This window comes from Terrabacter carboxydivorans, assembly GCF_039532035.1.
Classification (GTDB): Bacteria; Actinomycetota; Actinomycetes; order Actinomycetales; family Dermatophilaceae; genus Terrabacter; species Terrabacter carboxydivorans.
The window spans coordinates 45309-70009 of record NZ_BAAARE010000015.1 but is presented as its reverse complement, the minus strand read 5'-3'; the positions used below and the strand labels follow the sequence as shown (position 1 = coordinate 70009).

Annotated in this window: 20 protein-coding genes and 1 pseudogene; 19 read left to right on the top strand and 2 right to left on the bottom strand. The window is 72.0% G+C overall.

What is annotated here, in order from left to right; genetic code table 11:
* Positions 1-50 precede the first annotated feature (50 nt).
* Positions 51-737 carry a nitroreductase family protein gene (locus ABD297_RS16660; protein WP_344256165.1) on the top strand — a complete coding sequence of 229 codons (687 nt, stop codon included), beginning with the start codon at positions 51-53 and terminating at the stop codon, positions 735-737.
* Positions 738-848: 111 nt separating this feature from the next.
* Here the strand turns inward: ABD297_RS16660 and ABD297_RS16655 are convergent, their stop codons facing one another.
* Positions 849-1757 (bottom strand): serine protein kinase RIO, encoded by a 909-nt coding sequence (locus ABD297_RS16655; protein WP_344256164.1) that lies wholly within the window; start codon positions 1755-1757, stop codon positions 849-851.
* A 322-nt stretch (positions 1758-2079) separates the two neighbouring features.
* Between ABD297_RS16655 and ABD297_RS16650 the strand changes: the two genes are divergently transcribed.
* From ABD297_RS16650 to ABD297_RS16635, 4 genes are all read left to right on the top strand, one after another.
* Positions 2080-5403: a CHAT domain-containing protein gene (locus tag ABD297_RS16650; protein WP_344256163.1), complete on the top strand. Its 3324-nt coding sequence runs from the start codon at positions 2080-2082 to the stop codon at positions 5401-5403.
* Positions 5404-5465: 62 nt separating this feature from the next.
* Complete coding sequence (locus ABD297_RS16645; protein WP_344256162.1) at positions 5466-6341, top strand: caspase family protein; 876 nt, start codon at positions 5466-5468, stop codon at positions 6339-6341.
* A 159-nt stretch (positions 6342-6500) separates the two neighbouring features.
* Positions 6501-7700, top strand: a complete 1200-nt coding sequence (locus ABD297_RS16640; protein ID WP_344256161.1) for an acyl-CoA dehydrogenase family protein — start codon at positions 6501-6503, stop codon at positions 7698-7700.
* 41 nt (positions 7701-7741) lie between these two features.
* Complete coding sequence (locus ABD297_RS16635; protein ID WP_344256160.1) at positions 7742-8350, top strand: YflT domain-containing protein; 609 nt, start codon at positions 7742-7744, stop codon at positions 8348-8350.
* Between the two features lie 35 nt (positions 8351-8385).
* On the opposite strand, the gene ABD297_RS16630 is transcribed toward ABD297_RS16635, so the two are convergent.
* A complete protein-coding gene (locus tag ABD297_RS16630; protein ID WP_344256159.1) occupies positions 8386-9933 on the bottom strand; it encodes an aminopeptidase P family protein in 1548 nt (515 codons plus the stop codon).
* A gap of 64 nt (positions 9934-9997) precedes the next feature.
* Between ABD297_RS16630 and ABD297_RS16625 the strand changes: the two genes are divergently transcribed.
* The 14 genes and pseudogenes from ABD297_RS16625 to ABD297_RS16560 all read left to right on the top strand — a co-directional run bounded on the left by ABD297_RS16625 (position 9998) and on the right by ABD297_RS16560 (position 24693).
* On the top strand, positions 9998-10840 hold the full coding sequence (locus ABD297_RS16625; RefSeq protein WP_344256158.1) for a serine hydrolase: 843 nt from the start codon (positions 9998-10000) through the stop codon (positions 10838-10840).
* Positions 10841-10894: 54 nt separating this feature from the next.
* Entirely contained in the window at positions 10895-12448 is a 1554-nt protein-coding gene (locus tag ABD297_RS16620; RefSeq protein ID WP_344256157.1) for a threonine/serine exporter family protein, read from the top strand.
* A 104-nt stretch (positions 12449-12552) separates the two neighbouring features.
* Positions 12553-13101, top strand: a complete 549-nt coding sequence (locus tag ABD297_RS16615) for a MaoC family dehydratase (RefSeq protein WP_344256156.1) — start codon at positions 12553-12555, stop codon at positions 13099-13101.
* A gap of 88 nt (positions 13102-13189) precedes the next feature.
* Positions 13190-14080, top strand: a complete 891-nt coding sequence (locus tag ABD297_RS16610) for a PHP domain-containing protein (RefSeq protein WP_344256155.1) — start codon at positions 13190-13192, stop codon at positions 14078-14080.
* Complete coding sequence (locus tag ABD297_RS16605) at positions 14077-14691, top strand: MarC family protein (protein WP_344256154.1); 615 nt, start codon at positions 14077-14079, stop codon at positions 14689-14691. Before ABD297_RS16610 ends, ABD297_RS16605 begins: the two co-directional genes overlap by 4 nt.
* A gap of 101 nt (positions 14692-14792) precedes the next feature.
* Positions 14793-15173, top strand: a pseudogene (locus tag ABD297_RS16600) (thiolase family protein); the annotation flags it as partial.
* 86 nt (positions 15174-15259) lie between these two features.
* Entirely contained in the window at positions 15260-16480 is a 1221-nt protein-coding gene (locus ABD297_RS16595) for an acetyl-CoA acetyltransferase (RefSeq protein ID WP_344256153.1), read from the top strand.
* Positions 16481-16519: 39 nt separating this feature from the next.
* Positions 16520-18037 carry a carotenoid oxygenase family protein gene (locus ABD297_RS16590; protein WP_344256152.1) on the top strand — a complete coding sequence of 506 codons (1518 nt, stop codon included), beginning with the start codon at positions 16520-16522 and terminating at the stop codon, positions 18035-18037.
* A complete protein-coding gene (locus ABD297_RS16585) occupies positions 18021-19025 on the top strand; it encodes a winged helix-turn-helix transcriptional regulator (protein WP_344256151.1) in 1005 nt (334 codons plus the stop codon). The genes ABD297_RS16590 and ABD297_RS16585 overlap by 17 nt, the downstream gene beginning before the upstream one ends.
* 6 nt (positions 19026-19031) lie before the next feature.
* Entirely contained in the window at positions 19032-20756 is a 1725-nt protein-coding gene (locus ABD297_RS16580; RefSeq protein ID WP_344256150.1) for a class I adenylate-forming enzyme family protein, read from the top strand.
* Entirely contained in the window at positions 20753-21691 is a 939-nt protein-coding gene (locus ABD297_RS16575) for an NAD(P)H-dependent flavin oxidoreductase (protein ID WP_344256148.1), read from the top strand. Before ABD297_RS16580 ends, ABD297_RS16575 begins: the two co-directional genes overlap by 4 nt.
* 53 nt (positions 21692-21744) lie before the next feature.
* Complete coding sequence (locus tag ABD297_RS16570) at positions 21745-22629, top strand: RecB family exonuclease (protein ID WP_344256147.1); 885 nt, start codon at positions 21745-21747, stop codon at positions 22627-22629.
* 86 nt (positions 22630-22715) lie between these two features.
* Positions 22716-23543, top strand: a complete 828-nt coding sequence (locus tag ABD297_RS16565; protein ID WP_344256146.1) for a ParA family protein — start codon at positions 22716-22718, stop codon at positions 23541-23543.
* A gap of 103 nt (positions 23544-23646) precedes the next feature.
* Positions 23647-24693, top strand: coding sequence for an NAD(P)-dependent alcohol dehydrogenase (locus tag ABD297_RS16560; RefSeq protein ID WP_344256145.1), 1047 nt, complete (start codon positions 23647-23649; stop codon positions 24691-24693).
* The last annotated feature ends 8 nt before the right edge of the window (positions 24694-24701 follow it).

Here is a 24701-nt window from a genome sequence, read left to right as displayed (position 1 = left end):
CCGGCCACACGGGCGGCCGGGAAGAGACGCGGCTGCGGCATGGTTGTGGGATGCGTGAGGACGGTGAGCGCGACGTGACGGACCGGGCCCAGCCCACGGGACGGCATACGCCGGCGGTGGTCCCGGTCGCGGCGCAGCCGCAGTCGCTCACCCCGCTGCTGCGCGACCGCGAGAGCGTCATGGTCTACGACCGGACCCACGAGCTCGGCCCCGAGGCCCTGCGGGCCATCCTCGAGGCGGCCCGGTGGTCACCGTCCGCCGGCAACTCCCAGCCCTGGGGCTTCATCGTCGGGCTGCGCGGGGACGACACCCACGCCGCCATGGTGGACGTGCTCTCCTCGGCCAACCAGGTGTGGGCACCGTCCGCGTCGGCCATCATCCTGACGCTGCACCAGGTGGCGACGGACGAGGACCACGAGATCGCCTACAGCGACTACGCGATGTTCGACCTCGGGCAGGCCGTCGCCCACATCACCGTCCAGGCCCGCTCGATGGGCCTGCAGGTGCGCCAGTTCGGGGGCTTCGACCACCGCGCCGCGACCGAGCGGTTCGCCGTGCCGCCGCACTGGGCCGTCACCACGGGCATCGCCCTCGGGCTGCCCGCCGGGCCCGACGACGACGCCGAGATGCCGGACTGGGTGCGCACGCGGGCGCGTCTGCCCCGCTCGCGGCTCCCGCTGGAGGCCTTCGTGCACTCCGGCAAGTTCGGGCACCCGGCCGACTTCCTCGCCGACTGACGACCACCGGGACGACAACCAGCCACAGGGATGGAGGTCACCCCACGAACGGGTGACCTCCACCTGACCTGTGGGCTCCTCCGGGACGACACGACGCGACGCCGCCCGGTCTCACCAGCGGGACGTCGCCGCCGCCATGAGGTCCCCGAAGAGCACTCCCTCGTCCACCGCGTACCCACGACGGGCGAACCAGTCACACATGTTGTGGGTGTCGCGCTCGAGGAACTCCGGACCGTGCGGGTTGCCGATGACGTCGACGACCTGGGGCCAGTCGATGAGGACGAGCCGCGCCCGGTCGCCCTCACCCTCGAGCAGCACGTTGTACGGCGAGAGGTCCCCGTGCGCCCAGCCGAGCTCGGCGAGCCGGAGCATCGCCTCACGCAGCTGCTCGAAGAGCACCGGCAGCAGCTCGGGGTCCGGACGCACCTGCGCGAGGCGGGGCGCCGCTCGGCCGTCGGAGGTGCCGATGAACTCCATCAGCATCTCGTCGTCCGACATCTGCACCGGGTAGGGCACGGGCAGCCCCTCGTCCCAGAGCCGCACGAGCGTCTGGAACTCCGCGAAGGCCCAGAGCCCGCTGATCAGCTCCTTGCCGAACGAGGTGCGGTTGCGCATGGCCCGCATCTCGCGCGACTTCCGCACCCGGCGCCCCTCGAGGTAGCCCGAGTCGCGGTGGAACATCCGGTGCTTGCTCGACCGGTAGCGCTTGCCGGCCATGACGACGTCGCGCTCAGGTGAGCCCGGCACCCACCGGCGGACCAGGTGGACGTCGGCCTCCTTGCCGGTCTTGAGCACCCCGAGGTCGGCCTCGACCGCGCCGAGGTCGGTGATGACCCAGTCCGGTCGGGGTTTCGGGCCGTGGGTGGCGCCGTCCCAGCTCGACCACCGCTCACCCTCGGGTGGGCCGTCGGGTTCGCTGTCGACCGCGTAGTGCTCGTCCTCGAGGCCGAGGACCCCTCGACCCGTCAGCCGGGAGTGGACGACCTCAGGGTCGTCGTCGTGAAAAGCGTTGAAAGACAAGTGAACTCCAAGGAAGAAGAGATGTGGGCAGGTGCGCCCGGTGCCGTGATGGACATGTCACCCTCCTTGGGTCGGTGCGGGCGGCCGTGTGCCGTCGCGCTCGGTCACAGACTGGCGCGGCGGCGTCAGGGCGCGCAACGGGTTTTCTCTGGCGCCTCCCGGGTCAACCGGTGGCGGAGGCAGTGCCTCCGGTCGGTAACCGCTTCGCGCGATCTGTATCACCCGTGGCCCCGTTCGCCTCTACCGTGGCAGGAGCAGGGGAGACCTCTCGGAGGGGAGCCCAGGTATGCCGTCCGCATCCTTCGGTCGAGGAGCGGTGCGTGTGCGCGCGCCCCGCGGCTACGACGCGTCGGCGGCCACGGACCGCACCGACCGCGACCTCCCGACCGGTGGGCGGGTGGCCCAACGGGCTGCGCTCGTGGAGGCGCTGCGCGGTGGCGACTTCGACGTCGTCGACCGGATCGACCTGACACCACGGCGAGGTCGTGACCTCGACGGTCGCCCGCCGGCCAACCGGCGCGGCACCGTCGCCCTGGACGTCGACGTGCCGGCCGGCGAGGACGCTGTCGTCCTGCTCGAGCGTGACGGGCTCTACTCGTGGCACCTGCCGGTCGACGTCGGGGAGCGCACGCGCTCGCTGGACCGTGGTCCTCGGACGGTCTCGTTCGCGCTGACGGTGCAGCCCGAGCCCGCGAGGCCGCCGTCGGGGGCAGGCACACGCTCGCTCGTCGCGCCCCCGGCGAGCGCCGACCGTGGGTTGCTGGGGGACATCGCGCACGGAGCGCTGCAGGCCATCGTGCTCCGCTTCGCAGCCCCACTCGTCGTCGGCAAGGTCGTCGAGCACCTCGAGTCGGGGGTGCGCACCGGACTCGTCCACGTGACCGGCGGCGCGCTCGCGGACTGGAGACCGGTCGCCTCGCTCGCCGAGGTGGGTCTGCCCACGGACCGGCCCGCGCGGGTGCTGCTCCTCGTCCACGGCACCTTCTCCTCGACGACGGGCGCCTTCGGGGCCCTGGCGGTCACCCCCGGGGCGGAGGGTTTCGTCGACACCCTCGTGCAGGCCTACGACGCCGTGATCGGCTTCGACCACCGCACCCTGAGCGTCGACCCGGAGCAGAACGCGCGCGACCTGCTCGCCCTGCTCGCGCCGCACGACGGCGAGCTCGTGCTCGACGTCATCACCCACAGCCGTGGTGGACTCGTCACCCGCTCCTTCGTGGAGGCGGTGCTCCCGGGCGCCGGCCTGCGCACGAGCGTCGACTCGATCGTCTTCGTCGCCGCGACCAACGGCGGCACCCACCTCGCCGACCCCGAGCGCTGGCACGACCTCGTCGACCTCTACACCAACCTCGTCATGGCGGGGGCCGCCGGACTGTCGCTCGTGCCCGGGGGCGCCCCCTTCGGGGCGATCGTCAGCGGGGTCGTCACCGGCATCGGTGCCCTCGTGAAGTACCTCGTGTCGTATGCCGCGGGCGACGACGGGGTGCCCGGGCTCGCTGCCATGACTCCCGACGGCTCGTTCGTGACCACCCTCAACGACGTGCAGCCCGGTCAGCCGGCGCCCGGGACCGACTGGCACGTGGTCACCTCCGACTTCCACGTGTCGCTCTTCGACGATCACCACAACCCGCCCGAGTTCCCCCGGGAGCTGGCGGTCAAGCTCGCCGAGGGCTTCGTCGACGGCCTCTTCCACGGTCGCAACGACCTCGTCGTCGACACCGACTCGATGTCGGCGATCGGCGGCCCTGCAGGTGGCTATGTCCGCGACACCTTCGCGCTCGGCACCAACGACGTCGTCCACCACGTCAACTACTTCTCGCAGCTGTCGGTCATCGGGGCGATCTCCCAGTGGCTGCCCCTCGGGCTCGGCGCCTCGGACGACGAGAGCCACCTGCCGGCGTGGATGACCGCGGGACCGGACCTCGGTGCGGGCGACGAGGGGACCCGTGGGCTGGAGATGGCCGAGGCGCCACTGCCTCCGCCCGCGGCCGGCCGTCCACCGACGACGGCCCCGCGACCGCCGGTACGGCGCGAGGCAGCGAAGACGGCTCCGGCGAAGAAGGCTGCGGCCAAGAAGGCCACCGCGAAGAAGGCCACCGCGAAGAAGGCCACCGCGAAAAAGGCCACCGAGGGCGGGGACACGACGTCGGCCGAGCTCGCGGCGGAGATGCCCTCGGTCCTGGTGCCCGGAGCCGACGCGACGGTGCGGGTGCGCCTGGCGCGACAGGGGCTCGCAGCGACCGAGGGCACCGTCCACGTCGAGCAGACCGTCCAGGTCGACGCCGAGCGTCCGGTCAGCGTGCAGGTCTACGCCAAGGACAACGTCCAGGTGCTCGAGACCGACGCCAAGGTCTTCGGATTGCCGAGCGGGGACTGGGCGAGTGAGCTGACCTTCCGGGTGAGGGCCCTCGCCGCAGGACCGGTGCGGGTGTCCGTCGTGCTGCGCCAGGGCTGGGTCCCGGTCGCCACGCTGACCCTCGAGGCGACGGCAGGGCCAGCCACGGTCGCGCTCCCCGCCCCGGTGACCGCCACGGTCCACGCGGGCATCGACGCCCCGCAGCTCGACGGGCTGCCCTGCCTCGACATCGTCGAGGGTCGACGGGTCACGGGGGAGAGGGTCTACAGCTACGCGCTCCGCCTCGTCCCCGGCGAGCCCGAGCGCGTCTTCGAGTCAGCGCCGATCGTGGGTCGTGACGACTTCGTGCACGACCGCATCGCGGAGGTCGAGCGTGTCATCAAGGACCCTGACCTCACGCCGCGCCAACGACTGTCGCAGCTGCAGAACACCGGGACCCTGCTCTTCGACCAGTTCTTCCCGGAGGACATGCAGCGCTACCTCTGGCAGCACCGCGACCTCGTGCACGACCTCATCGTCTACACCGACGAGCCCTTCGTCCCGTGGGAGCTCGTGCACCTCAAGCCGCCCCGGGGCAAGCGCGGCACCACCCCGCGCTTCCTCGCCTCCGGGGGGCTCGTGCGCTGGCAGCTCGGCAGCTTCCCTCCCCGGGAGGTACGCGTCCGGCGGGGTCACGCACGCTCGATCTGCCCCGTGTACGCCGACCCGATGTTCAAGAACGACGTCGGGGTGGCCGAGGCCGGTTACCTCAGGGACCGGTTCGGCGCGACGGCCGTGACGGCCACCCCCACCGGCGTGGAGCGGCTCCTGCGCGGCGGCGGCTTCGACCTGCTCCACTTCTCCGGCCACGGCGCGGCACGGTCCGACGACATCGCCGAGGCGAAGGTGCTGCTCAAGGGTCAGCGGCGCGGATCCACGGTGCGACAGCAGTACCTCTCCGCCACCGACGTCTCGGAGAACCTCGACTGGACCGGACCCGACAGCGTCGGACCCCTCGTGGTGCTCAACGCCTGCCAGACCGGACGGTCCGGCGAGCTCTTCACGACCGTCGGCGGCTTCGCCAAGGCGTTCCTCGACGCCGGCGCGTCGGCGTTCGTCTCGTGCCTGTGGTCGGTCCAGGAGGAGCCCGCACGTGTCTTCGTCGAGACGCTCTACGAAGAGCTCCTCAAGGGCACCACCATGTCGAGGGCCAGCGCCTTCGCGCGTGCGGCGGCCCGTGACGCCGACGATCCCACGTGGCTCGCCTACGTGGTGTACGCGAGACCGGACGCGACTCTTCAGACGGTGTGAAACGGCATACGCCCCAGTCGAACCCACTCGCCCGAGGGGTTCACGAGAAGGAAGGAACGACCATGGCACGCAGGGCTCTGTGCGTGGGGATCAACGAGTTCGAGTCGCTGCCTCAGACGAGCTGGCTCGCCGGCTGCGTCAACGACGCCAACGACATCGCCAAGGCCCTGCGGCCGCTCGGCTTCACCGGCAGCTCGACGACGGTGCTCACCGACTCGGCGGCGACGAAGAGCGCCGTCATGGCGGCGCTGACCAAGCTCGTCGACACCGCGAAGGCGGGGGACCACATCATCTTCACCCTCTCGAGCCACGGCACCCAGGTGCCCAACGAGCCGGGCGGCGACTTCGAGCCCGACGACCTCGACGAGGCCTTCGCCTGCCACGACATCCGGCAGAAGGGTGACCAGTGGGACCGCGACACCGTCATCGTCGACGACGAGATGCACGACCTGCTGGCTCGCGTCCCCTCCGGCGTGCTGTTCGAGGTGCTGCTCGACACGTGCCACAGCGGCACCGGCCTGAAGGACCTCGAGGAGATCATGCAGGCACAGCTGCTCGGCCGGAAGCCCAGGTTCCTGCCGCCACCCACGCCCAAGGGCCTGGAGCAGACGCGGGCGCTGCGCACGCGCGCGCCGGCCGGTCGACCCGACCGCCGGGCTCTCGTCGAGCTCACCAAGAGCCGGTCGACGGCCTCGAAGCCGGTGCTCTTCGCCGCCTGCAAGTCGGGACAGACCGCGTCCGACGCGACCTTCGGCGGCCGGTCCAACGGGGCCTTCACCTACCTCTTCCTCAAGGCGCTGCAGGACCAGCCCGCCGCGACGCGCAGCGACCTGCTGCGCGCCGTCACGGCCGGCCTCAAGGACGGCAACTTCAGCCAGCGCTCGACGCTCGAGGGCCCGGTCAAGTGCAAGAAGGTCGGCTTCGGGCAGCCCTGGTAGCGGCGTCTCCCCGGCCGCGGCCGGTCCGCGGTCGGGGACCCGGTGACCGACGACACAGGTGTCGACCCTCACACGCGTGCGCGGTGACCCGCCGACCGGCGCGACGGCATACTCGATCGCAGTTGACCGAGAGCCCAGACGCAAGGTGGCGATTCGCGCATGTCCCGACTGCAGCAGACCGACGGCCTCACCGAGGAGCAGACCGAGCTGATCAAGCTCGTGCGCGAGTTCGTCGAGGAGCAGATCATCCCCGTCGCCACCGAGCTGGAGCACCGGGACGAGTACCCGCAGGCCATCGTCGACGGCATGAAGGAGATGGGGATCTTCGGGCTGATGATCCCCGAGGAGTACGGCGGTCTCGGCGAGTCGCTCCTGACCTACGCCCTCTGCGTCGAGGAGATCGCCCGCGGCTGGATGAGCGTCAGCGGCATCATCAACACCCACTTCATCGTCGCCTACATGGTGCTCCAGCACGGCACCGAGGAGCAGAAGCAGCACTACCTGCCGAAGATGGCGACCGGCGAGATCCGCGGGGCCTTCTCGATGAGCGAGCCGGGCTGCGGCTCCGACGTGTCCGCCATCAAGACCAAGGCCGTCCGGGGCGACGACGGTGGCTGGACCGTCAACGGCCAGAAGATGTGGCTCACCAACGGAGGGTCGGCAAACCTCGTCGCCGTCCTCGTCAAGACCGACACGGGCGCCGACTCGGTCTACAAGAACATGACGACCTTCCTCGTCGACAAGGAGTCCGGCTTCGGCGAGACCGCCCAGGGCGTCACGGTGCCGGGCAAGATCGACAAGATGGGCTACAAGGGGGTCGACACGACCGAGCTCATCTTCGACGGGCACCGCACGACCGACGCGCAGATCCTCGGCGGCGAGCCGGGCAAGGGCTTCTACCAGATGATGGACGGCGTCGAGGTCGGCCGCGTCAACGTCGCCGCCCGCGGATGCGGTGTCGCGAGAAGGGCTTTCGAGCTCGGTGTCTCCTACGCCCAGCAGCGCGAGACGTTCGGCAAGAAGATCGTCGACCACCAGGCCGTGCTCTTCCGCCTGGCCGACATGGCCGTCAAGGTCGAGGCCGCGCACGAGATGATGGTCAAGGCCGCCCGCAAGAAGGACTCCGGCCAGCGCAACGACCTCGAGGCCGGCATGGCGAAGTACCTTGCGTCCGAGTACTGCTCGCAGGTCGTCGAGGACAGCTTCCGCATCCACGGCGGCTACGGCTACTCCAAGGAGTACGAGATCGAGCGCCTCTACCGCGAGGCCCCGATGCTCCTCATCGGCGAGGGCACCGCCGACATCCAGCGGATGATCATCGGCCGCCGGCTCGTCGAGGACTACAAGCTCAAGGCCTGAGCGTCCCTTGCCCGTCCGGCAGGGGGTGCGAGGATGGAGGCATGAGCCTGCAACCGAAGGGTCCGGGGGGACGCCAGGGATTTGCGACGCTGTCCCTGGAGTACCCCATGTCGCTGGGTGTGTTCGAGAAGTACGTCGACGCGCAGAAGGCCGTCGACACGCTGTCCGACAACCAGTTCCCGGTCGAGAACTGCCTCATCGTCGGCACCGACCTCAAGCAGATGGAGCGGGTGACGGCGCGCCTGACGTGGGGCCGGGTCGCGCTCGGGGGCCTGCTGTCCGGCGTGTGGCTGGGGCTGTTCGTCGGCCTCATCCTCTCGCTCTTCGCCCGTCCCTCGAACCCGCTGACGCTGCTGCTCTACACCGCGCTCTACGGTGCGGTCTTCGGCCTCGTCTGGTCGCTCGTCGGCTACGCCTTCACGCGGGGCGCCCGTGACTTCTCGTCGGTGAGCCAGGTCGTCGCGACGCGGTACGAGGTCTTCTGCGAGCACAAGTTCGCCCAGCAGGGCCGCCAGATCCTGGCCGAGGCGGGCATCGGTGTCGGCGTCGGAGGCCACGGCAGCGCGCCAATGACGCCGCCGCAGGCCCCGCCGACCCCGCCGGCGGCGCCGTCAGGCACCGACCAGCAGGGTCCGCCGCCCGCCGGCTGAGCCCCAAGCGCCGCGAGCCGGTCAGGAGCGGCGGGTCAGGCGCGTGCGGCCCAGATGCCCGCGATCCACCGCTCGACCTCGGCGGAGCTGCGCGGCATCGCGGCCGAGAGGTTCTCGCAGCCGTCCTCGGTGATGAGGATGTCGTCCTCGATGCGCACGCCGTTTCCCCTCAGCTCGGCCGGGACGAGCTCGTCGTCGGCCTTGAAGTAGAGGCCGGGCTCGACGGTGATGACCATGCCGGGGCGCAGCTCGGCGTCGGAGTACTCCTCGCGCGTGGCGAGGGCGCAGTCGTGGACGTCGATGCCGAGGTGGTGGCTCGTGCCGTGCACCATCCAGCGACGGTGGTACTGCCCGTGGTCGGCGTCGAGGGTGCCCTCGACGTCGACGCCCTCGGGGAGCAGGCCCCACTCGTGCAGGTGCTCGGCGATGACGCGGATGGCCGCGGCGTGGACGTCGCTGAACTTGTTGCCCGGCCTGCAGGCGGCGATGCCCGCCTCCTGCGCGGCATGCACGGCGTCGTAGATCTTGCGCTGCGCGTCGCTGAACGTGCCGCTCACCGGCAGCGTGCGGGTGATGTCGGCGGTGAAGAGCGAGTCGACCTCGACGCCGGCGTCGAGGAGCAGCAGGTCGCCGTCCTTGACGTCTCCGGTGTTCTTGATCCAGTGGAGGGTGTTGGCGTGGTCGCCGCTCGCACAGATCGAGTCGTAGCCCACTCCGTTGCCGTGGTGGCGCGCGTGCAGGCCGAAGACGCCCTCGACCCAGCGCTCGCCGCGGCCACGACGGACCGCCTCCGGCAGGTCGGCGATGACGGCGTCGAAGCCCTTGTGGGTGCCGGCGACGGCGTCGCGCATCTGCTCGACCTCCCACTCGTCCTTGACGAAGCGCAGCTTGGAGAGGAAGGCAGCGAGCTGCTCGTCGGCCTCGCGCTGGCGGTCGACGCGGGTCTCGGCCTCGGCGGTCTCCTGCGTGCCGGCCGCGGCGTCGCGGGCCTTGTCGACGCGGGCCGCCACCTCGGGGTCGGCGTCGCGCACGACGCGGACCGTGACCTCGCCGGCGTCCTTGCCGACGGCGTCGGCGAACTCGTCGATGTGGCGCGCCGTCAGCCCGAGCTCGGACTCGATGTCGGCGAGCGTCGGGCGGGCGCCGACCCAGAACTCGCCGTAGCGCGAGTCGCCGAAGAACTCCTCGGTGTCGCGCTCGGCGAGCGGCCGGAAGTAGAGGACCGCCTCGTGCCCGGCGCCGTCGGGCTGCTCGCCGTCGGCGGCGCCTCTCGGCTCGAGGACGAGGACGGCGTCGGGCTCGCGGTCGCTGCCCAGGCCCGTCAGGTGGGCGAAGGCGCTGTGCGGCCGAAAGACGTAGTCGCAGTCGTTGCTGCGCACCTTGAGGCCGCCGGCCGGGACGACGAGGCGCTCGCCGGGGAAGGCGGCGCTGACGGCGTCACGACGGCGGGCTGCGTGGTCGGCGACCTCCGCCCGGGGGGTGACCCCGGTGCCGCGGGGCGCCCACCCGCTCGCGACGAACGCCCGGAACTCGTCGGTCGTCGGGCGCTTGCGGCTCGGGGAGGCCTTCTGCTCTTCACTCATCACCGCGTCATCGTGACACGCCATTGCACCCCCGTCACAACCAGATTGCCTCTACCGTCCTCTCATGGATCTCTCAGGAAGGGCGAGCCGTCGGGCCTTCGTCCTCGGCTCGGCCGGGCTCGCGCTGCCGGCCACGACGGTCCTCGGTGCGGGAGCGGCGTCGGCCGCCGGCATCGACACCCCGGCCGCGCTCCGGGCGGCCCTCTCCTCCTACCTCAGCACGAGGGTCGGCACCGTGGGCCTGCTCCTGCACGACCACCACACCGGGCAGGAGGTCACCTACAACACCTTCCGCAACCAGTCCCTCAGCACCATCAAGGTGCTCGTCCTCGTGGCGCTGCTGCGGCGCAGCCAGGAGCGCGGTTTAGCCGTGACCACGAGCCAGCGGGCGCTCGCGAGCAAGATGATCCGCTACAGCGACAACGCGGCCACCGACTCGCTCATCGCCCAGGTCGGGAGCAGCACGATCGTCCGGGTGGCCCGCGACGTCGGCATGAGCTCGACCGTCGTGCAGACCGGTTCCTACGGGACCTCGTGGTGGGGCTACTCCACGACGATCCCCGCCGACCTCGTGCGGCTGCTGCGCGTCGTCGTCATCAGCACCGGCTACCTCACCACCGTCAACCGCGCCTACGTGCGCCAGCTGATGTCCACCGTCACGGCGACGCAGCGGTGGGGCGTGTGCGACCCGCCCCTGCCGACCGACGTCTACACGATCGTCAAGAACGGCTGGGGTCCGCTGAGCGGGGGCTACCGCGTCAACTCGCTCGGCTACGTCCACGGGAACAACCGGTGGTACTCCCTCGCGATCCTCTCCCGCAGCCCCAACGGCTTCACCTACGGCCGCGCCACCGTCGACGCCGTGTCGCTGCTCGTCTACCGCGCCCTCGACGTCCCGCTGCGGTGAGGGGCGGGGCCGCCCACCCCTGAGCGGCGTGGGCTGGTGGCATACGGTCTGGGGGTGGCCCGCACCGACCGAACCACCCGGCCGACGACCGCCCACCGGAGCCTGCCCTCGCTGAGGGCGAGCACCAGGCGGGCGATGAGGCCGAGCGGGCCACCGACCGACGAGATCCCGATCTGGACGACCCCCGACGGGGTGGACTCCGTGACGGCGCAGGCGGTCATCGACCTCGCGATGCGCGCCGGGGTCGCGATGATCGCCACGGGGGCCGCGGCGGCCGACGTCACGGCGACCGTGCTGACCCTGACGAAGGCCTACGGCCTCAGCTCGGTGCACGTCGACGTCACCTACACCTCGGTCACCGTCAGCTACCACCGCGGCCCGAACGCGGACCCCATCACGGTCATGCGCATCGTGCGCTTCCGCGTGCAGGACTACACGCGGCTCGAGCGGCTGCGCGGCCTCATCGTCGAGCTCTCCCAGGACCCGGTGCCGGTCGAGGAGGCGCGGGTGCGCTTCGACTCGGTCATCACCGCGCCCCACCCCTACCGGCGCTGGCTCGTCACGGTGGCGGGCGGCGCGCTCGCCGCCGGCGCCGCAGGGCTCGTCGGCGCCGGACCGTTCATCATCCTCATCAGCTTCCTCACCGCGACGGTCGTCGGCCGGGTCCTGACCTGGCTGACCGGCGCGGGTGTCGCCGCCTTCTTCGCGCAGTGCGTGGGGGCGGCCATCCCGACCGCCGTCGCGACCCTCGTCGTCATCGCCCAGTCGGCCGGCCTCACCTTCGTCGGTGACGTCTCGCCGTCGCTCGTCGTGGCCTCCGGCATCGTGCTCCTGCTGTCCGGGCTATCCGTCGTGGGCGCGGCGGAGGACGCCCTCGAGGGCTACTACGTGACGGCCGGCGCGCGCGGTTTCGAGGTCGTCGTGCTCTCGCTCGGCATCGCCGTCGGCATCTCGGTCGTGCTGTCGCTCGGCAAACGGCTCGACTACCCGATCGCCATCACCGCCCAGACGCTGCTCACCGACAACGTCGTCGTGCAGGTGGTGTGCGCGGTCATCATCTCCGTCGCCTTCGCCGTCATGTCCTACGCGACCGGCACGGCCGTTGCCGTCGCGGGCCTGGCGGGTGGACTGGGCTGGGTCATGCTCGCGCTCTCCGAACGGACGCTCCAGCTCGGCGCCGTCACGGCCTCGGCGACCGCCGCCCTCGTCATCGGTTTCGCCGCCCGCCTCGTCGCGCGGCGGCTCACGATCTCTCCGCTGGCCGTCACCACGGCGGCGATCGTGCCGCTGCTGCCGGGGCGGATGGCGTACGAGGGCATCTCGCAGCTCGTGACCAACCCCGACGGCAACGGTTTCGCGGTGGGCGTCCCGACGCTGCTGCAGGCCTTCGGGCTCGGCCTGGGACTGGCTGCCGGCGTGTCGCTCGGCACCTACTTCGCCAGCCTGCTCGTCGCCAAGCAGCAGGGGGTTCGGCCGCGTCCGGCCGCCGGGGCGACCCTCCCCGCCGACCCCGACCCCACGGCCTCGGGCAGCACGGCGCCCGTCCTCTCGGAGACGGGCGACCTGCCGTCCGTGGCCGACGACACAGAGGCTCACGGGCCATCGTGAGCAAGCACACGGCATAAGAGCATGGGCGTATGCCGTGTGCTCGGGCAGGCTGGTAGCCGCTCGTCCCAGCGGGGCCGGGTGATCACTCTCGACGAGGAGCGGGCATGCAGTTCGGACGCAGCTACGAGGAGTTCGAGGTCGGTGCGGTCTACCGCCACTGGCCCGGCAAGACGGTCACGGAGTACGACGACCACCTCTTCTGCCTGCTGACGATGAACCACCACCCGCTGCACCTCGACACCCACTACGCCGCGGGGTCGACCCAGTTCGGGCAGAACGTCGTCGTCGGCAACTACGTCTACTCGCTGCTGCTCGGGATGTCGGTGCCGGACGTCTCGGGCAAGGCCATCGCCAACCTCGAGATCGAGTCGCTGCGCCACGTCGCGCCGACCTTCCACGGCGACACGATCTACGGCGAGACGACCGTGCTCGACAAGTGGGAGTCGACCAGCAAGGACGACCGCGGCGTCGTGCACGTCGAGACGATCGGCTACAAGCAGGACGGCACCGTCGTGTGCATCTTCCGCCGCAAGGTCATGGTGCCCAAGGAGAACTACCTCGAGGCGCGCGGCGGCGAGCAGCCCGGCCGTCCGGTGCCCGTGCCGGACAAGAACTGGCCCGGTCGCGACGCGTCGGCGCCCGAGCAGCCCTGAGCCGGCGATCGTGGAGGATCCCCGGCGCCAGGTGCCGGGGATCCTCCACGATCCACCGCACCCGGTGCGCGGCCCTAGGCTGAGGGGCGTGACCCCGACCGGTTCCGCGCGCGAGGCGCGCACGCGTCCGGTCATCGACCTGCACACGCACTCGGCCGTCAGCGACGGCACCGAGACACCGACCGAGCTCGTGGCCGCGGCGGCGCGGGCGGGCGTCGACGTGCTGGCCCTCACCGACCACGACACCGTCGCGGGCTGGGCCGAGGCGGCCGCGGCGGCGCGGACCCACGGCGTCACCCTCGTGCGGGGCATCGAGATCTCGTGCGCCTGGCACCACTCATCGATCCACCTGCTCGGCTACCTCACCGACGCCGACGACGCAGCGCTCGCCCGGGAGCTCGCGCGGGCGCGGGACTCCCGGTCCACCCGGCTGGAACGCATGGTCGCGCTCATGGCGGCGGACGGCATACCCCTGGGCTACGACGAGGTGCTCGCCCAGGTGGGGCCCGGCGCCACCCCGGGACGACCGCACATCGCGGACGCGCTCATCGCCAACGGCACGATCCGCCACCGTGACGAGGCGTTCCGGTCCTGGCTCGGCGACGACTCGCCCTACTACGTCGGCCACTACGCGCCCGACCCCGTCCGGGCCGTCGAGCTCGTGCGGGCCGCGGGCGGCGTTCCCGTCATCGCCCACCCGTTCACCCGCACGCGGACCGGCGCCCTGGACGACGCGCTCGTCGAGCGGATGCGCGAGGCGGGGCTCGTCGGGCTCGAGGCCTACCACCGGGACCACGGGCCCGCCGAGGTCGCCCGGGCGGAGGCGCTCGCCGGGCGCCTCGGGCTGCTGCTCACCGGGTCGAGCGACTACCACGGCGAGGGCAAGCGCAACCGGCTCGCCGAGAACACCACGAAACCGGAGGTGCTCGAGGCGATCGAGGCCGCCTCGAGCGGCGTCACCGAGGTGCTGAGGCCGTGAGCGTGTTCGACACGACGGTCTTCCTCAGCACCTTCATCACCCTCATCGTCATCCTCGACCCGCCCGGGGCCGTCCCGATCTTCCTCGCGCTGACCGCGTCACTGACCAGGGCGCAGCGCAACGTCGCGGCCCGGCGTGCCTCGCTCGTCGCAGTCCTCGTCATCGCGATGTTCGCCCTCTTCGGGCGCAGCATCCTCGACTACCTCCACATCTCGATCGCGGCCCTGCAGGGCGCCGGGGGCCTGCTGCTGCTCCTCGTCGCGCTCCAGCTGCTGACCGGGAAGGAGTCCGACGCGCTCGCCGACGCCGGGGTCAACGTCGCGCTCGTCCCCCTGGGCACCCCGCTGCTCGCCGGTCCCGGGGCGATCGTCGCGACGATGCTGGCCGTGCAGCGGTCGGGCACGACGGGGGAGTATGCCGCCGTGGCCGCCGCGCTCGTGGCAGCGATGTTCGCGGTCTACCTCGTCCTGCGCTTCGCCGGTCGGGTGCGCGCCCTGCTGCGCGAGAGCGGCACCATGCTGCTGACCCGCATCGCGGGCCTGCTCCTGTCGGCCATCGCCGTGCAGATGGTCGCCAACTCCGTGCGCGCGTTCGTCGCCGGCGAGGGCTGAGAAGGGCCTCGTCACTCCCAGGGGTGACTCTGTCTGCTGTAGTACCGTGCCCGTGAAGGGCAAGCTGGGCACCGACGGCGGCGTCGGGAGCGGAGGCGGAGATGACGGCCGGCAGCCCGAGCACCTCCCGCACGGGAGTCTGGGTGCTCGGTGGGTTCCAGACGGACTTCGCGCGCAACCTCACCCGTGAGGGGCGCGAGGTGTCGGACCTCGTGGGCGAGGTGGTCGACGGCACGCTCGAGGCAGGCCGCACCGCCGCGTCCGAGGTCGAGGTCGTCCACGTCGGCAACGCCTTCGGGCAGCTCTTCACGGGTCAGGGCCACCTCGGCGCCATGCCGGCGACGGTCCGCCCAGACCTGTGGGGCCTGCCCGCGAGCCGCCACGAGGCCGCCTGCGCGTCCGGGAGTGTCGCGCTGCTCGCCGCCATGGCCGACCTGCAGGCCGGGCACTACGGCTGCGCCCTCGTGCTCGGGGTCGAGCTCGAGAAGACCGTGCCCGGCGACGAGGCCGCGCAGCACCTGGGGGCCGCTGCCTGGGTGGGGCGCGACGGCGAGGGCGCCCGCTTCATGTGGCCCCCTGGGTGCTCGGTGGGTTCCAGACGGACTTCGCGCGCAACCTCACCCGTGAGGGGCGCGAGGTGTCGGACCTCGTGGGCGAGGTGGTCGACGGCACGCTCGAGGCAGGCCGCACCGCCGCGTCCGAGGTCGAGGTCGTCCACGTCGGCAACGCCTTCGGGCAGCTCTTCACGGGTCAGGGCCACCTCGGCGCCATGCCGGCGACGGTCCGCCCAGACCTGTGGGGCCTGCCCGCGAGCCGCCACGAGGCCGCCTGCGCGTCCGGGAGTGTCGCGCTGCTCGCCGCCATGGCCGACCTGCAGGCCGGGCACTACGGCTGCGCCCTCGTGCTCGGGGTCGAGCTCGAGAAGACCGTGCCCGGCGACGAGGCCGCGCAGCACCTGGGGGCCGCTGCCTGGGTGGGGCGCGACGGCGAGGGCGCCCGCTTCATGTGGCCCCACGTCTTCAGTGCCGTCGCCGACGAGTACGACCGCCGTCACGGCCTCGACGACGCCCACCTGCGCGCCATCGCCTCGCTCAACCTCGCCAACGCCCGGCGCAACCCGAACGCCCAGACCCGGGGCTGGGACGTGCCCGACCTGACCGGCCCGGACGCGACCGACGACGCCCTCAACCCCGTCGTGGAGGGCCGCCTCCGGCGCTACGACTGCAGCCAGGTCACCGACGGCGCCGCCGGCGTGGTCCTCGTCTCGGATGCCTGGCTGCGCGACCACCCCGACCGACGACCCGTGGCGAGCATCGACGGCTGGGGCCACCGCACCGTCGGCCTGGGACTGCGCCAGAAGCTCGACCGGGACCGGGACGAGCTCTACGTCCTGCCCCACGTGCGTCGAGCCGTCACCGACGCCTTCGACCGCGCCCACGTCACGGTCGAGGACCTCGACGGCTTCGAGGTGCACGACTGCTTCACGCCCTCCGAGTACCTCGCGATCGACCACATCGGGCTCACCGGGCCGGGGGAGTCGTGGAAGGCCGTCGAGGACGGCTCGATCGCGCCCGGCGGCCGCCTGCCGATCAACCCCAGTGGTGGCCTCATCGGCGGTGGCCACCCGGTGGGGGCGAGCGGCATACGCATGCTCCTCGACGCGACCCGGCAGGTCAGCGGCACCGCCGGGGACTACCAGGTCGAGGGTGCCCGCACCTTCGGCACGCTCAACTTCGGTGGCAGCACCGCAACCACCGTCAGCCTCGTCGTCGGCGCTGTCGACGACTGACCCACCACCCCGAAACCACTGCGAGGCAAGGAGACCCGGATGGATGTCGACATCGTCGGTCGGATGCTCTCGACGCTGCCCGCGGACGACGACCACCCCTACCGCACCGGTCCGTGGCAGCCGCAGACCACCGAGTGGCGCGCGGACGACCTCGACGTCGTCGAGGGCGAGGTGCCGGCAGACCTCGACGGCGTCTACCTGCGCAACACCGAGAACCCAGTCCACCCCTCGCTCAAGAACTACCACCCCTTCGACGGTGACGGCATGGTCCACGTCGTGGGCTTCCGCGACGGAAAGGCCTTCTACCGCAACCGTTTCGTGCGCACCGACGGCCTCCTCGCAGAGCAGGAGGCCGGGCAGTCGCTGTGGGCCGGCCTCGCCGAGCCGCCCTACCTGTCGCTGCGCGAGGACGGGTGGGGCGCGCGTCGCCAGATGAAGGACGCGTCGTCGACCGACGTCGTCGTGCACCGCGGCACCGCCCTGACGAGCTTCTACCAGTGCGGCGACCTCTACCGCCTCGACCCGATGTCGGCGGAGACCCTGGGCAAGGCCACGTGGAACGGCCGGTTCCCCTTCGACTGGGGCGTCTCGGCCCACCCGAAGGTCGACGACCGCACCGGCGAGCTGCTCTTCTTCAACTACAGCAAGGACGCGCCGTACATGCACTACGGCGTCGTCGACGGGGCCGACGACCTCGTGCACTACATCGACGTGCCGCTGCCGGGCCCCCGGTTGCCGCACGACATGGCGTTCACCGAGAACTACGTCGTGCTCAACGACTTCCCGCTCTTCTGGGAGCCCGAGGCGCTCGCGAAGGGTGCGCACGTCGCGCGTTTCCACCGCGACCTGCCGAGCCGCTTGGCCGTCGTGCCGCGGCGGGGGCAGACGAGCGACATCCGGTGGTTCGAGGCCGAGTCGACCTACGTCCTGCACTTCGTCAACGCCTACGAGGACGGCGACGAGATCGTCCTCGACGGCTTCTACCAGGGCGACCCCGACCCGAAGGACAACGGCATGGGCAACCGGTGGGAGCGTGCCTTCCGCTTCCTCGCGCTCGACCGGATGCAGGCTCGCCTGCACCGCTGGCGGCTCGACCTGCGCACCGGGCTCGTCAAGGAGGAGCAGCTCTCCGACAGCATCACCGAGTTCGGCATGATGAACGGCGCCTACGCCGGCGGGGCGTACCGCTACGCCTACGCGGCCACGGGCAAGCCCGCGTGGTTCCTCTTCGACGGGCTCGTCAAGCACGACCTGCAGACGGGCACCGAGGAGCGGTTCTCCTTCGGGGACAACGTCTTCGGCAGCGAGACCGCGATGGCGCCCCGCGTCGGGAGCACCGGCGAGGACGACGGCTACCTCGTCACCCTGACGACCGACATGAACGACGACGCCTCCTACTGCGTGGTGCTCGACGCGGCCCGGGTAGCCGACGGTCCGGTCTGCAAGCTCCGGCTGCCCGAGCGCATCTCGAGCGGCACCCACTCGACGTGGGCGCCCGGGGCGGAGCTGCGACTGTGGCACACGGCGGAGACGGCTGCGGATGCCATCGGTCTCTGAGCCCGTGGTCGACGGCGTCGACCTCGGCACCGTGCCCACCCGGCTCGAGCGCGGCGCGACGAACGCCATCGGCCGCATGCTGGGGCTGCTCGGCGACGAGTGGACCCTGCTCATCCTCCAGCGGGCGCTGCGCGGCACCACGCGCTACGGCCAGTTCCTCGACGAGCTGGCGATCTCCAACGCGGTCCTCACCTCGAGGCTGGCGACGATGGAGCGGGAGGGGGTGCTGCACCGCGTCGTCTACCAGGACCGCCCCGTGCGCGCCGAGTACGTCCTCACGCCCCGGGGGCGGGGCCTGTGGCCCGTCACGATCGCCATCTGGGAGTGGGAGCGGCGGTGGGTGCCGGGCCATGCGCAGACCCTCCCCGGCATGCGCCACGCCCTCTGCGGGCAGGACTTCGCCCCCGACCTGACCTGCCGGGTATGCCGTGGGGCCGTGCCCTCGAGCACCGTGCACGCCGAGTGGGGGCCGAGCGGGTCGCCGGAGCGGTCTGTCCCCGACTCCTCGACCCGGAGGCGCTCGGACGCTCGTGCCGACCGGTCGTCCGCGGGCCTCTTCCCGGAGACGATGGCGATCTTCGGCAACCGCTGGTCCTCGGCGCTCATCGGCGCGTCGCTGCGCGGCCTCACGCGCTTCGGCGACTTCGCCGACGCGCTCGGCGCGCCGCCCGGGCTCGTCGCGGAGCGGCTCCGGGCCTTCTGCGACATGGGGGTCCTCGAGGCGCGAGGCAGGCGCGGTCCCGGACGTGTGGGACGGGCGGAGTACCACCTCACCGACAAGGGGCACGCCTTCTACCCCGTCGTCGCCGTCGCCATCGACTGGGCGCAGCACTGGTATGCCGCCGAGGACGGTCCCGCCCTCGTCCAGCAGCACGTGCCGTGCGGGGCGCCGCTCGCCGTCGCGCTCGCCTGCGACCAGTGCTCCGCCGACCTGCACGGCAGCGACATCGAGATCGTGCCGCGCTCGGCGCGTCGAGCGGCCCGGTAGCCGGACATGGCCCGCACGCGAGGACTGCACCCGGCGGAGAAGGTCGCCGACTACCGCGCCCGGGGCTGGTGGGGCGAGCAGACGCTCGACGGGCTCTTCGCCGACCAGGTCCGCGCCCGGGGGGACGCGCTCGCCGTCGTCGACCCGGCCAACCGCGAGGCGCTCCTCGGCTCGCCGCCACGACGGCTCACCTGGGGCGAGCTCGACGCCGAGGTGACCGCCCTCGCGGCCCGGCTGCTGTCGCTGGGGCTCGGCCGGGGCGACGTGCTCGGGGTTCAGCTGCCCAACACCGTCGAGCTCGTCGAGGCCTACCTCGCGGCCTGGCGCCTCGGGATCGTCGTCTCGCCGCTGCCCGTGCAGCTGAGGGAGCGCGAGGTGGCCACGATGTGCGCCCGAGCCGAGGTGACGGCATACCTCACCTGTGCGCGGTTCGGCGAGCGGGCCCTGGCGACGGACGCGGCGACGGCGCTCGCGGAGGTCGGCTCGGTGCGCGCGGTCGTCGCCTACGGTCCCGAGCGCGAGACCGCCGAGGCACCCATCGCCGTCCGCGTCTGGCACCCGGGCCCGGCCACCGACGCCGAGCGCGACACGGTGGAGGCGTATGCCGCGGGCGACCCCAACGAGGCCAACGACGCCGTCACGATCTGCTGGACGTCGGGGACGGAGAGCGAGCCCAAGGGCGTGCCCCGCTGCCACATGGACTGGCTCGCCGTCGGCGTCGCGACGACCGAGGCGCCGCAGGTGACGGTGGAGGACGTGCTGCTCAACCCCTTCCCGATGATCAACATGGCCGGTATCAGCGGCATGTTCCTGCCGTGGCTGCTCACCGGGTGCGTCCTCGTGCAGCACCACCCGTTCGACCTGCCGACCTTCCTCGGCCAGGTCGCCGGCGAGCGCGTCACCTACACGTGCGCACCTCCGGCGCTGCTGTGGATGCTGCTCGGCAACGAGGCGCTCATGGCTTCGGTCGACGTCAGCAGCCTGACCCGGATCGGCTCCGGGTCGGCGCCGCTGCAGCCCGCCATGGTCCGCGGCTGGCAGGAGCGCCACGGCATCAGCGTCATCAACTTCTTCGGCTCCAACGAGGGCATCGGGCTGCTGTCGAGCCCCCTCGACTTCCCCGACCCGGACGTGCGGGCGCAGTTCTTCCCGCGCTTCGGGGCGCCCGGGACCACCTGGTCGACGCGGGCCGGGGAGTGGACCGACACCCGCCTCGTCGACATCGTGACCGGCGAGGACGTCACCGAGCCGGGCCGGCCGGGAGAGCTGCACATCAGCGGCCCGAGCGTCTTCGCCGGCTACCTCCACGGCGAGGAGCTGCCGAGCCCGTTCGACGACCGGGGCTACCTGCGCACCGGCGACCTCTTCGAGATCGCGGGCGAGCGCGGGCAGTACCTCCGCTACCTCGACCGTGCGCGCGACCAGGTGATCCGCGGCGGCATGAACATCGCGCCGGCCGAGCTCGAGGGCCTCATCGCCGACCACCCGGCGGTCGCGGACGTCGCCGTCGTCGGAGACCCCGACGACCGTCTGGGGGAGCGGGTCGCCGCCGTGGTCGTGCTCCGGGAGGGGGCGAGCCTGACGCTCGACGAGCTCGTCGCGTGGCTGCGGGAGCGGAGCATCGCCTCGTTCAAGCTGCCCGAGCGGCTCGAGGTGCGCGACGAGCTGCCCCGCAACGCCGTCGGCAAGGTGCTGAAACGCTTGCTGCGCCGGCCCGAGGTGACCGGGTGACGCCGGAGGAGCTGCTGCGCTCGCTGCGGCTGCCGGTGGTCGCGGCGCCGATGTTCCTCGTGTCCGGCCCCGAGCTCGTCGCGGCCGCCGCCCGGTCGGGGATCCTCGGGGTGCTGCCGACCCAGAACTGCCGCAGCACCGACGAGCTCGACGGCTGGCTGGGGTCGATCGCGGCCCAGGCGGGCGCCGGGCCCTGGGCGGTCAACCTCATCACCCACCGGACCAACTCGCGGCTCGCCGACGACCTCGCGCTCGTCGCGGCGCACCGGCCGCCCGTCGTCATCACCGCCCTCGGCTCGCCCCGCCCGGTCATGGAGACCGTCAAGGGCTACGGCGGGCTCGTCGTCGCCGACGTCATCGACATCAGGCTCGCCCGCAAGGCGGTCGCGGCCGGCGTGGACGGGCTGGCCTGCATCAGCGCCGGGGCCGGTGGGCACACCGGCCACCTGTCGCCCTTCGCCTTCGTGTCGGCGGTCCGCGACCTCTTCGACGGACTCGTCACCGTCGGCGGCGGCATCGCCGACGGCGCGGGTGTCGCAGGGGCCGTGGCCGCCGGCGCCGACCTCGTCTACATGGGCACGCGGTTCCTCGCCACGACCGAGAGCCGCGCCCCCGAGGCCTACAAGCAGATGGTCGTCGACCACGGGCCGGACGACCTCGTCGTCAGCGACGGCATCACCGGCGCCGACGCGTCGTGGCTGCGCCCGAGCCTCGTGGCCCACGGCCTCGACCCGGACCGGCTCGGCGGCGAGGCGGTGCGCGACTACGACGTCGGGGTGGGCGAGGCGAAGCGGTGGTCGCAGCTGTGGGCGGCCGGACAGGGACTGCAGAGCATCCGGTCGGTGTCGTCGGTGGCCGAGGTGGTGGACGGTCTCGAGGACGAGTTCCACACGGCCGCAGCACGGCTCGCCCGCGTCGCCGGGGCGCCACGCTGAGGGTCTGTGGATGTCGACGCAGGGTTGTCGGGAGCGGGTCGTAGGGTGTCGGCGTGACGACGGGACCCGCTGAGCAGACGACCTTCGCCGGCATGCCCACGCCGCTCTACTCCGGCTCGCCGTCGCGGCTGCTCGCCTGGCTCGACTGCCCGCGCCGCTACCGCATGCAGTACCTCGACCGGCCCCGTCCGCCCGCCCGTCCGCAGCGGGCACACACCTCCGTCGGCATCGCGACGCACAACGCGCTCCGCGACTTCTGGGACCTCCCCTCAGGGCAGCGCACGCCGGCCGGTGTGGCCGAGCTCGTGCGCTCGTCGTGGATCGACGTCGGCTTCCGCGATCCGGAGCAGTCCGCGGCCTGGCGGCTGCGGGTCCGCGACGCCGTCACCGACTACCTCCGCGCCAGCGACCGCGACAACCAGCCCGTCGGCCTCGAGCGCAGCGTGTCGCTCAAGACCGACGAGGTCGCCATCACCGGCCGCATCGACCGGCTCGACGACCGTGACGGCGAGCTCGTCGTCGTCGACTACAAGACGGGCCGCCAGGTCCCCACCGACGACGACGCCCGCACGTCGCTGCCCCTCGCGCTGTATGCCGTCGCCGCAGCCCGCATGTTCCGCCGCCCCTGTCACCGGGTCGAGCTGCACCACGTCCCCTCGGGCACCGTCGCCGTGCACGAGCACACCGACGAGTCTCTGGCGCGCAAGATCGCCGAGGCCGAGTCCATCGCCTCCGACCTGCGCCGGGCCGACGCCGAGTTCAAGGAGGTCGGCGTCGAGTCGACCCGGTTCGCGCCGCGCACCTCGGCCATCTGCTCGTGGTGCGACTTCCGCGCCCACTGCCCCGAGGGGCAGCAGATGGGGCCCGAGAAGTCCGACTGGGCGGGCCTCGAGCCGGCGGGCTACGAGACCGCCCCGCGCGAGCGCGACGACGCCTGACCCGTCAACCCGCTGACGGACACGCACGGAGCGTGCCCCACGGACGATCTCGGCGTTCTGGGCGGCCGACCTGACAGACTGGCCGCATGGCGCCCCGCACCCGCACGTCCGGCTCGTCCACGACGTCCGGCAGCGCCCGAGGTGCTGCCGACACCGGCCCCACGGTCATCGCGCTGGCCAACCAGAAGGGCGGCGTCGCCAAGACGACCTCCGTGGCCAGCATCGGCGCCGCCCTCGCCGAGCTCGGGCAGCGGGTGCTGCTCGTCGACCTCGACCCGCAGGCCTGCCTGACCTTCTCCCTGGGGGTCGACCCCGACACCGTCGAGCGCTCGGTCCACGACGTCCTCACCGGCTCGGCCGAGCTCGACGACGTCGTCGTCACCTGCGAGGAGGGCGTCGACCTCGTCCCCTCCGCCATCGACCTCGCCGGGGCCGAGGCCATGCTGCTGCCGCGACCCGGGCGCGAGTACGTCCTGCGCTCGGCCCTCGAAGGCGCCGACACGGCATACGACGTCGTGCTGCTCGACTGCTCGCCGAGCCTCGGCGTGCTGACCCTCAACGCGCTCACGGCCGCCGACGCGCTCATCATCCCGATGCCGTGCGAGATGCTCAGCCACCGCGGCGTGGGCCAGCTGCTCGACACCGTCGCCGACGTGCAGAAGATCCTCAACCGCGACCTCGAGGTCTGGGGGATCCTGCCCACCCTCTTCGACGGTCGGAGCAACCACGCCCGCGAGGTGCTCGCCGACGTGGGGGAGCGCTACGACCTGCCGGTGCTCGAGCCGCCGATCCCCAAGACGGTGCGCTTCGCGGAGGCCCCGGCGGTGGGCCGGTCGATCCTCGCGACGGCCCGCACGTCGAAGGGCGCCCAGGCCTACCGCGACGTCGCGACGGGCCTGCTCGCGAGGCTGTGACCCGGGTCGCACCGTTCGACGGGACCGGCAGGCGGGGAATGAATGGTGGTGAGGCTGCGCTGGACCGAAGAGCGTCGCCACCCACCACGAAGGAGACACCCTCTTGATTTCCACCCCCGCCCTGGTCGCCCCGAGCGCCGGCGCCGCCTTCGAGGCCCGGACCGTAGAGCACCGCGACCTGCGTGACGACGACGTCCTCATCGACATCAAGTTCGCCGGCATCTGCCACAGCGACATCCACCAGGTCCGCGAGGAGTGGGGCAGCGCGCACTTCCCCATGGTCCCCGGGCACGAGATCGCCGGCATCGTCTCGGCCGTCGGTGACGGCGTCACGAAGTACAAGGTCGGCGACCGCGTCGGCGTCGGCTGCATGGTCGACTCGTGCGGCGAGTGCGAGTTCTGCAAGGACGGCGAGGAGCAGTTCTGCTCCAAGGGCGCCGTCATGACCTACAACGGCAAGGGCTACGACGGCGAGCAGACCAAGGGCGGCTACGCCCAGCAGGTCGTCGTCTCCGAGCGCTTCGCGGTCGGCATCCCCGACGGCATCGAGCTCGACGTCGCCGCCCCGCTGCTCTGCGCCGGCATCACCGTGTGGTCCCCGCTCAAGCGCTGGGGCGCCGGTCCCGGCAAGAAGGTCGCCGTCATCGGCCTCGGCGGCCTCGGCCACATGGCCGTCAAGCTCGCCGCCGCCATGGGCGCCGAGGTCAGCGTGCTGAGCCGCAGCGACGCCAAGAAGGACGACGGTCTCGCGCTCGGCGCCGCGGCCTACCACGCCACCGGTGACGAGGGTGTGCTCAAGAGCCTCAAGGGCACCTTCGACATCATCATCAACACCGTCAGCGCGGACCTGCCCATGCAGACCTACATCGGCCTGCTGCGCCCGCTCGGCGTCATCGCCAACGTCGGCCTGCCCGCCGGCAACTACGACTTCGCGCCCGGCGCCGTCGTCGGTGGCAGCCGCGTCGTGGCCGGCTCGAACATCGGTGGCATCCCCGCGACCGCCGAGATGCTCGCCTTCTGCGCCGAGCACGGCATCGGCGCGACGATCGAGAAGATCTCGGCCGACGAGGTCGACGCCGCCTACGACCGTGTCGTGGCCGGCGACGTGCGCTACCGCTTCGTCATCGACACCGCGACGATCAACGCCTGATCCCGCGA